The organism is Nonomuraea sp. K271, assembly GCF_009908215.1.
GTDB classification, from domain to species: Bacteria; Actinomycetota; Actinomycetes; order Streptosporangiales; family Streptosporangiaceae; genus Nonomuraea; species Nonomuraea longispora.
Map to the genome: position 1 here is coordinate 1 of NZ_JAAAHR010000253.1, position 9,589 is coordinate 9,589.

At 70.7% G+C, this 9,589-nt stretch carries 5 protein-coding genes; 2 read left to right on the plus strand and 3 right to left on the minus strand.

Annotation, left to right across the window (positions count from 1 at the left end; translation table 11 throughout):
• Both GUY59_RS44340 and GUY59_RS44345 read right to left on the minus strand, forming a co-directional pair.
• On the minus strand, positions 1-1,049 hold a 1,049-nt coding region (locus GUY59_RS44340), incomplete at its 3' end, for a serine/threonine-protein kinase (RefSeq protein ID WP_161715045.1).
• A gap of 10 nt (positions 1,050-1,059) precedes the next feature.
• A complete protein-coding gene (locus tag GUY59_RS44345; RefSeq protein WP_161715046.1) occupies positions 1,060-2,853 on the minus strand; it encodes a serine/threonine-protein kinase in 1,794 nt (597 codons plus the stop codon).
• A gap of 282 nt (positions 2,854-3,135) precedes the next feature.
• On the opposite strand from GUY59_RS44345, the gene GUY59_RS51110 reads away from it, so the two are divergent.
• The gene (locus GUY59_RS51110) at positions 3,136-4,311 is read left to right on the plus strand and encodes a chorismate mutase (RefSeq protein WP_161715047.1); all 1,176 of its coding nucleotides are present in this window, start codon (positions 3,136-3,138) and stop codon (positions 4,309-4,311) included.
• 203 nt (positions 4,312-4,514) lie between these two features.
• Here GUY59_RS51110 and GUY59_RS44355 read toward each other — a convergent pair whose 3' ends face one another.
• Positions 4,515-5,585 carry an SGNH/GDSL hydrolase family protein gene (locus tag GUY59_RS44355; protein WP_138208550.1) on the minus strand — a complete coding sequence of 357 codons (1,071 nt, stop codon included), beginning with the start codon at positions 5,583-5,585 and terminating at the stop codon, positions 4,515-4,517.
• 156 nt (positions 5,586-5,741) lie between these two features.
• On the opposite strand from GUY59_RS44355, the gene dnaE reads away from it, so the two are divergent.
• Positions 5,742-9,269 (plus strand): DNA polymerase III subunit alpha, encoded by a 3,528-nt coding sequence (gene dnaE, locus GUY59_RS44360; RefSeq protein WP_138208551.1) that lies wholly within the window; start codon positions 5,742-5,744, stop codon positions 9,267-9,269.
• Positions 9,270-9,589: the final 320 nt, after the last annotated feature.

The following is a 9,589-nucleotide window of genomic DNA, read 5'->3' on the forward strand; positions in this document are numbered from 1 at the left end:
GTGGGCCGGGTGGTCGAACCGATCGTGGGGAGCGTCGTCCAGCCCAGTAGGACGCTCGCCGTGCCCAGCGCCGTCACACCGATCACCGCGGCGGTCACCGTGATCCACCGGGTCCTGGCGCGTGTGCGACGGCCGGGGAGCGTGGGCCGCCGGTCGCCGCCGGTCCCTGTATGGGCGTCGTCCGGCGGGCCGGTCGTGCCGCCTGCCCGGACCTGCGCGGTGCCGGCGGCGGACGGCCGTCCGGGGGTGTCGGCGGCGTCGTACAGGAGCCTGGCCGCCTCCTCCGCGGGCATCCTGGCGGCGGGGTTTCTGCGCAGCAGCCCCATGATGACCGGCTTCAGGGCTCCGGCCCTGGCCGGTTGCTCGGGCTCGTCGCGCAGCACCGCCGCCACGGTCGCCGCCCAGGAGTCGCGCTTGAACGGCGGCTCGCCTTCGACGGCCGCGTAGAGCGTGGCCCCGAGCGACCACAGGTCGGACTCCGGGCCGGCGGGATCGCCGTTGAGCCGCTCGGGAGGCATGTAGGCGGGCGTGCCCACCACGTTGCCGGTCGCCGTCAGCCCCGCCTCCGCCTCCATCGAGGCGATGCCGAAGTCGGTGAGCACGACCCTGCCGTCGTCGGCGAGCAGCACGTTCTCCGGCTTGACGTCACGGTGCAGCACCCCGGTCGCGTGCGCGGCCCGCAGGGCGCCGAGCAGCCGGCCGCCGATCACCGCGACCTGCCCCACCCGCAGCGGCCCGTCCTCGCGGATCACCTGCGCCAGCGAGCGGGACGGCACCAGCTGCATCACGATCCACGGGCGGCCGTCCTCCTCGACGACGTCGTGGATGACGATCACCGACGGATGGTCGAGGCGGCCCGCCGCCCTGGCCTCCCTGATGGTCCTGCGGGTGAGCTCGGCCAGCCGCGCGTCGCCGACCCCGGAGTAGCGGACCTCCTTGATCGCCACCGTGCGGTCGAGCAACTGGTCATAGGCGCGCCACACCACGCCCATCCCGCCCTCGCCGAGCGGCTCCAGGAGGCGATAGCGGTTGCTGACCTGCTTTTCCACTCAGCGAAGCCTACTTCGCCGGTTTGAACGTCGCGCAGAACCCTTCGAAGAAGTCGTAGTCGTCCTTCCAGTGGCTCTTCAGGGTGTGCCAGTAGATCGCGTACGCCCGCCCGTTGTCGGTGATGAAACCCCGGTTGCGCACACGGGTCTTGCCCGTGTTGGTGTTCCAGGTGAAGTCCCAGTCGGCCGCGGCCTTCATGTAGTCGTACTTTCCGGTGTCGACCTTCTTGATGTCGATCTTCTCGTAGCCCCCGAAGTTGTGCTTGAGGCTCGGCTCCTGCTTCTTCCAGTCTTTGTACGGGTCGCTGCCGGGCTTGGCCGCCTCTTCGATCATCAGGTAGGCGTTGGACGCCGCGCCCGGTCCCTTGAACTTGACCTGCCTGCCGCTGCGGTCCCACACGTCCCAGCCCTTGGGTAACCCGATGGAGAAGCCCAGCTTCTTGTCCTTGTACATCTTCCACCCGGCGGGCAGCGCGTTCGCCGGCTCGGTGGGCTTCGGCTCGGAGCTCGGGCTGCTGCTGGGACCGGAATCCTCGGACGGGCTCTGCGACGGTGAGTCGCTCGGGGAGGGGCTCGGCGACGCCGGCGCGGGCGCGGAGGAGACCGGCCCGCCCGACGCCTGGTCGTCGGGAGCCGAGCGCAGGCCGAGGTAGCCGCCCACGCCGGCGACGAGCACGACCGCCGCGGCTGCCGCGACGACCATCCCGGCCCGCACCTGACCCGGCCTGGCCGCGTCCACCGTCGGCTCCGCCGCCGACCGGGGCTCCTCCGCCATCGGGGAGAGCCGCGCGCCGGTCTCAGGGACGGCCGGGGCCGCCGCCGCGAGTTTCGGGTCGGTCGGCGTCTCGTCCACGGCCGGAGCGGGGGCGGGCCGAGGCCTGCTCGCCGAAACGGGAGGGAACGGCACCTTGCGCGGCTTGGCCTGCGCCGGCGCCTCGAGCGGCTGGGCGGCGGGGAACTGCGCCGTCGGCGGCGGGCTCGCCTGCGCGATGGCGGCCCGCAGCAGCCGCTGCGTCTCCTCGTACGTCAGCCGCTGCACGGGCTCCTTCACCAGCAGGCCGCTGATCACCTCGGTCAGCGGTCCCGCGTGCGGCATGGGATCGGGCTCGTCGGTGAGCACGGCGTGCATCGTGGCCAGCGCCATCCCCCGCTCGTGGGGGGAGCGGCCCTCCACCGCCGTGTACAGCGTGGCGCCCAGGGACCACAGGTCCGACTCGCGCCGCGCGGGCAGCCCTTTGAGCCGCTCGGGCGCGATGAACGCCGGGGTGCCCGCCAGGCCCGTCACCGTCAGCTGGGTCTCCGTCTCCAGCGTGGCGATGCCGAAGTCGGTGAGCACGACCCTGCCGTCGTCGGCGAGCAGCACGTTCTCCGGCTTGACGTCGCGGTGCAGCACGCCCGCCTCGTGGGCGCGGTGCAGCGCGTCGAGCACGGCCAGGCCGATCTCGGCCACCCGCTTGTGCGGCAGCGGCCCGTCCTGCTTGATCACCGTGCCCAGCGAACGTGACTGGACGAGCTGCATGACGATCCAGGGCCTGTCATCCTCCTCGATCACGTCGTGTACGACGATCACGTTGGGATGCTCGAATCTCGCCGCCGCTCTCGCCTCGCGCATGGTGCGCCGGTTCAGCAGCTGTACCTCATCGCCCAGTGCGGCGGCGTACCTGACCTCCTTGACGGCGACGGTGCGGTCAAGGAGTTCGTCATAGGCACGCCACACGATGCCCATTCCGCCCCTGCCGATGGGTTCCTGCAGCTGGTAGCGGCCGGCGATGCGGCGTCCGTCCTGCTTACGATCCGACGTCAACGGCCTCAAACCCTCCTCTAGGCCAAGAAATACTCCCATAGGCAGGGATCAACGGCGACTCGCCTGACAGGTAGTCCGCCATGTGAGAAGCATCGCCCAGCAGGTGGAGGCGTGGGTGTAGGGTTTCAGACATGACTTGTCGCTACGCGTTTATCGAGCCGGCTCCAGGAGGGCCGGTCGGAGACTAGCGACCACCTGGAGTCGGCAGAGGCAGAGACGCCCCGTCTCTGCCTTTTTGGTTTCCTGCCGGTTCCAGAGAGCCGGCCCGAGCGAGGGATCGAGATGTCATCGACCTTGGAACGGCACGCGGTGGCGGTGGGCGGCCTGCTCGTGGGCGAGGGTCCCGCCGTGGTGATCGGCGGCCGGGTGAGCCTGCGCGAGCACAACGGGCGGGCGGACGCGTACGAGGTGCTGCGCGAGCGGGCGGGGTGGGCTGCGCCGCTGCTGGTGGAGCCGTCCTCGGCCGCCGACCTGCCGGCGATCGCCGCGCTCGCCGGCGCGGTGGTGGTGGGCTCGACGTGGACGCGCGACATCCCGCTGGTGCGGGCGGCGGCCGGGCTGGGCCTGCCGGTCGTGGTGGAGCGGCGGGCCTCGGGGACCCTGGAGGAGTGGCTCGGACTGGCCGACTACTGCGCGGCCGAGGGGGACGGGCAGGCGATCCTCTGCGAAGGGGGGTCGCTGGATCTGGGGGTGATGCGGGCCGCGCGGGTGGCGTCCGGGCGGCCGGTGCTCGCCGACGTCTCCCGGAATGTCGGGCTGTCCGCCGCCGCGGTCGCCGCCGGCGCCGACGGTCTCCTCCTCCCCGCTCCCGTCCCGGCCGCCTCCGTCAACGCCGCGAGAACGCCCTCCGCCTCCGGCGCGGCCGGTTCGGGCGACGGCGGGACGCGACCCGCGGGGCTCAGGGGCGCGTCCGGTTCAGGGAACGGCGGAACGGGGTCCGCCGGGCACGGGGGCGCGTCCGGGAACGGCGCCGTCGGTTCCGGACGCGTCGGCACGGGCGATCCGCCGCAGGCCAGGAGGGCCGGTTACGCGGGCGTCGTGGCCCGGGAGTTCGCGGCGGCAGGCGGAATCGGCCTGCCGGGAGCGATGGCGGAGCCGGGGGCGATCCTCCAGGCCGGCCCGGAGGCGGCCCTGCAGGCGGCGGAAGAGGCCGTGACCGTCGTGGGCGCCCTCCTCCGTCCTGAGTCGCCCGCGACGCTGCCGGAGTGCAGGGAGGCGATCGACCGGGTGGACGCGGCCCTGGCGACGCTGCTGGAGCGCAGGGCCGCGCTGGCGGGCATCGTCCAGAGGATCAAACCCGTCGGCGGTTTCGCCGGGCGCGATCTCGACCGGGAGCGTGCTCTCGTCAAGCGGATGGCGTCGCGCGCGCCGTCGCTGGGGGAGGCGCGGCTCGCCCCCATCATGAACGCCGTCATCGAGGCAGGCCTCCACCTGGCCGAGGAACGCGCCCACCGCTGAGGCGGCACCCCCGCACGCCTCGCGGGGACGCTGCCGCACGGGCCTGCCCACTGCGCTCGCGCTGGTCGTTCTCCGTGCGCGGGCCTGCCGCCTGCGTGCGTGCCGGTCGTTCCCCGCGTGCGGCCGCCGCGCCGGTCCGCCGTTCGCAGGTGCGCCGTTCGCGCCGGGTGCCGGCGCTCGCGGGCGCGTCACCGTGCGCTCGTTCAGGGGGTGCTGACGCGGATGTTGTGCATGGTCCGGCCGGGGCCCTTGGCGATCTGACGGGTGACGAGGTCGGCGAAGCGGCGGTAGCCGGCGCCCGTCGGGTGGTAGCTGCGGGCGTTGACCTGGAGATCGCCCATGTCCACGTGCAACCCGTTCAGGTATGGTTCGGGCCGTCCCACCTCGTGTCCGGTGAAGGCGTCGTACGCGTCCACGTACTCCACGCTGCCGGGGGCCTCGAATGAGTCGAGCATGCGGTCGAAGCCGGCGGCCACCGCGCCGACCGTGTCGTTGAGGCGGCGCGTCATGCCGTTGAGCCACCGCTGGTCCTGCGGGCTGAGGTTGTCGACGCTCTCCACCGGGTTCGCGGGGAACGGCCGCGGGTAGCCGAGGACGATGACGCGGGCGCCCGGCGCGCGTACGCGAAGCTCTTTGAGGACCGTGAGGACGCTGGAGCGCAGCTCCTCGATGCGGCGCTCGACGGCGGCCTCCTGCTCGACGCAGGCAGACGAGCCGGGCAGCTTGACGATGCAGCCCGTGAGCACCTTGGTGAAGCCGGCGTCGTTGCCTCCGATGCTGAGCGTCACCAGGCTGGTCCTCGGGCCGGCGCGGCCGACCTGGGGCGGCCGGCCGTGCTGGCCCGCTAAGAGGTCGGCCGTGGTGGCGCCGCTGCAGGCGAAGAACTCGGTGCCGCCGTTGAAGCGGTAGGCCTGGGCCACCAGCGGCACGTACGAGCCCGTCGCGCGGTGGCAGCGGTCGGCGCCGTCGTTGACGGGCTGGTCGTCCAGATCGTAGACGCCCTCGCCGGAGGAGAAGGAGTCGCCGAGCGCGACGTACGCGCCGCTCTGCGCCACCTCCACGGGCGTCAGCCGGGTCACCTGGGGGAGCCGGCCGCCCGGCTCGCCGGTGGTGGGGCAGCCCGCGTCCCCGACCGAGCATGCGAGCTTCTCCAGGGCGCCCAGCCGCAGGCAGGCGAGGGCCAGCGCGACGCCGAGCGCGGCCGCGGTGACGATCCGGGCGATCCTCCGTTTCGTCTCGTCCAGCGTGTCCTCCCCGAGCGACCACTCCTGCATGCGCCATCGAGCCTACCCAGCCGGTGATCCATCCGGGCGGCCCGCGCCGGCCGATGTCCTGTGGGCGACGCGGTGGCGCGCTATGGGCCCCGGAGTGTCGGCCGGGACCATTAAAGTCGGATCGCACAACCCATCGAGGCCAGGAGGCGCCGCTCCATGTCGTCCAGCGACTCGTTCGTCCATCTGCACGTGCACACCGAATATTCGATGCTGGACGGGGCCGCCCGCCTCAAGCAGATGTTCAAACAGGTCGGCGACCTGGGCATGCCGGCGATCGCGATCACCGACCACGGCAACATGCACGGCGCCTACGACTTCTACAAGCAGGCCACCGGCGCGGGCATCAAGCCGGTCATCGGCATCGAGGCCTACGTCGCCCCCGAGACGCGCCACAACAAGAAGCCCGTGCTGTGGGGCGAGCCGCACCAGAAGAGGGACGACGTCTCGGCGGGCGGCTACTACACCCACATGACGATCTGGGCGCGCAACAAGACGGGCCTGCACAACCTCATGCGGCTGTCGTCGCGCGCCTACACCGAGGGGTTCGTCCGCAAGTGGGCGCGGATGGACGCCGAGATCCTCGCCGAGCACGCCGACGGCCTGATGGCCACCACGGGCTGCCCGTCGGGCGAGGTGCAGACGAGGCTGCGGCTCGGCCAGTACGACGAGGCGCTCAAGGCCGCCGCGAAATACCAGGACATCTTCGGCAAGGGCAACTTCTTCCTGGAGATCATGGACCACGGCCTCGACATCGAGCGCCGGGTCCGCGACGGGCTGACCAGGATCAGCGCGGAGCTCGGCATCCCGCCTCTGGTCACCAACGATTCCCACTACACCTACGAGTCCGACGCCGCCTCCCACGACGCCCTCCTGTGCATCCAGACGGGCAAGCAGTTGTCCGACCCCGACCGCTTCCGCTTCGACGGCAGCGGCTACTACATCAAGACCGCCGACGAGATGCGCGCGGTCGACTCCTCCGACCTGTGGGCCGAGGGCTGCCGCAACACGCTGCTGGTGGCCGAGAAGGTCGACCCGACCGGGTTCTTCGAGTTCAAGAACCTCATGCCGACCTACCCCATCCCCGACGGGATGACCGAGGAACAGTTCTTCCGCCAGGAGGTGTGGAAGGGCCTTGAGCGGCGCTTTCCCGGGGGCGTCGACGAGGAGCACCGCGCCTGGGCGGAGAAAGAGCTCGGCGTCATCATCCAGATGGGCTTCCCGAGCTACTTCCTCGTGGTCGCCGACTTCATCATGTGGGCGAAGAACAACGGCATCCGCGTCGGCCCCGGGCGCGGGTCGGCGGCCGGTTCGCTGGTGGCGTACGCGCTGGGCATCACCGACCTCGACCCCATCCCGCACGGCCTGATCTTCGAGCGCTTCCTCAACCCCGAGCGCGTGTCCATGCCCGACGTCGACATCGACTTCGACGAGCGCAGGCGCGGTGACGTGATCCGCTACGTGACCGAGAGGTGGGGCGCCGACAAGGTCGCCATGATCGCCACCTTCGGCACCATCAAGGCGAAGGCCGCCATCAAGGACGCCGGCCGCGTCCTCGGCTACCCCTACGCGCTGGGTGACCGGGTCTCCAAGGCGTTCCCGCCGGCCGTCATGGGCAAGGACATCCCGCTGTCGGGCATCTTCGACAAGGACCACCCGCGTTACGCCGAGGCCGGCGAGTTGCGCAAGCTCTACGAGGAAGACGTCGACGTCAAGGCGACGATGGACCTCGGCAAGGGCTTGGAGGGCCTGATCCGGCAGACCGGCGTGCACGCCGCCGGCGTGATCATGTCGGCCGAGGTGCTGACCGACTACATCCCCATCATGCGCCGCGACTCCGACGGCGCGATCATCACGCAGTTCGACTATCCGACCTGCGAGACGCTCGGCCTGCTGAAGATGGACTTCCTGGGCCTGCGCAACCTCACGATCATCGACGACTGCCTCAAGATGATCGAGTCGACCAGCGGCGAGAAGATCGACCTGCTGGAGTTGCCGCTCGACAACCGCAAGGCCTACGAACTCCTCGCGCGGGGCGACACGCTCGGCATCTTCCAGCTCGACGGCGGCGGCATGCGCTCGCTGATGCGGCTCATGCGCCCCGACAACTTCGAGGACATCTCCGCCGCCCTCGCGCTCTACCGGCCAGGCCCGATGGGCGCCAACTCCCACACCAACTACGCGCTGCGCAAGAACGGCCAGCAGGAGATCACCCCGATCCACCGCGAGCTCGAGGAGCCGCTGAGGGAGATCCTCGACACGACCTACGGCCTGATCGTCTATCAGGAGCAGGTCATGGCCATCGCCCAGAAGGTCGCCAACTACTCCCTGGGCGGCGCCGACCTGCTGCGGCGGGCGATGGGCAAGAAGAAGAAGGCCGAGCTGGACAAACAGTTCGTGACCTTCGAGAAGGGCATGCGGGACAACGGCTACTCCACCGAGGCCATCAAGGCACTCTGGGACATCCTGCTGCCGTTCTCCGACTACGCCTTCAACAAGGCCCACACCGCCGGTTACGGCCTCGTCGCCTACTGGACCGCCTACCTCAAAGCCAACTACCCCGCCGCCTACATGGCCGCGCTGCTGTCCTCGGTGAAGGACGACAAGGACAAGTCGGCCCTCTACCTCAACGAATGCCGGCGCATGGGCATCAAGGTGTTCCCGCCGGACGTCAACGACTCCGACTTCGACTTCACCCCGCGCGGCACCGACATCCGGTTCGGCCTGTCGGCCATCCGCAACGTCGGCGCCAACGTCGTCGACGGCATCATCGCCGCCCGCAAGGGGAAGGGCCGCTTCGCCGACTTCAAGGACTTCCTGCGCAAGGTGCCCGCCATCGTCTGCAACAAGCGGGTCATCGAGTCGCTGATCAAGGCTGGCGCGTTCGACTCGCTCGGCCACGTGCGCAAGGGCCTGGTCACGGTGCACGAACAAGCCGTCGACGCGATCATCGACATCAAGAAGAACGAAGCCATCGGCCAGGACTCCCTGTTCGGGGCGGTCGAGGGCGGCGAGGACCAGACTTTCGACGTGCAGATCCCGCTGGGGGAGTGGGACAAGACCACGCTCCTTCAGTTCGAACGCGAGATGCTCGGCCTCTACGTGTCCGACCACCCGCTGTTCGGCGTCGAGCACATCCTCGCGGCGGGCGCCGACTGCTCGATCGCCGCCGTCCAGGACGAGAGCCGCTCCGACGGCCAGGTGGTCACCGTGGGCGGCATCCTGAGCGGCGTGCAGCGCAAGGTCACCAAGAAGGGCGACACCTGGGTGCTGACCCAGCTGGAGGACCTCGCGGGCTCGATCGAGGTGATGATCTTCCCGTCGGCCTACCAGCTCTGCTCGACGATCCTGGCCGAGGACGCCATCGTGTTCGTCAGGGGGCGCATCGACAAACGCGAGGACGTCGCGAAAATCATCGCGATGGAGGTGACGGCCCCCGACCTGACCCAGGAGGCGGGCGGGCCGCTGCTGGTGAGCCTGCCCCTGACCCGTTGCACGCCTCCCGTGGTCGGACGCCTCAAGGAGATCCTGACGACGCACCCAGGCACGTCCGAGGTGCATCTGCAGGTGCACAACGGGCCGAAGACGACGGTGATGCGCGTCGACGACCGCCTCCGCGTGACCCCGTCCCCCGCCCTGATGGGCGACCTGAAGGAGCTGCTCGGCCCGGCGTGCCTCGGCGCGTGATCGGGTTTTTCTTCTTATTCTTACGGTCCCGCGCGGGAGAGCCCGTTTGATCTTCTGCGGCCCCCGCACGGGAGGCCTGTTCTATCTTTTACGGCTCCGCACGGAAGGGCCCGCCCACCGCACGCGGCCGGGCCCTGTCCAGGGAGACGCTCACCGGGTGCGCGTGGCGGGCCGCCGCGACGCGCGCCCCGTGGGCCGTCCGCGTGCGAGACAGGTAGGCCCGGTCCGCATGGCCGATCGGGCGGCGCACAGGCGTCCTTACGGCGGCCAGGTGGGGCGTTGGTGCGGGCGGCGTTGGGTGAGGCGGCGGTGGCCCGGAG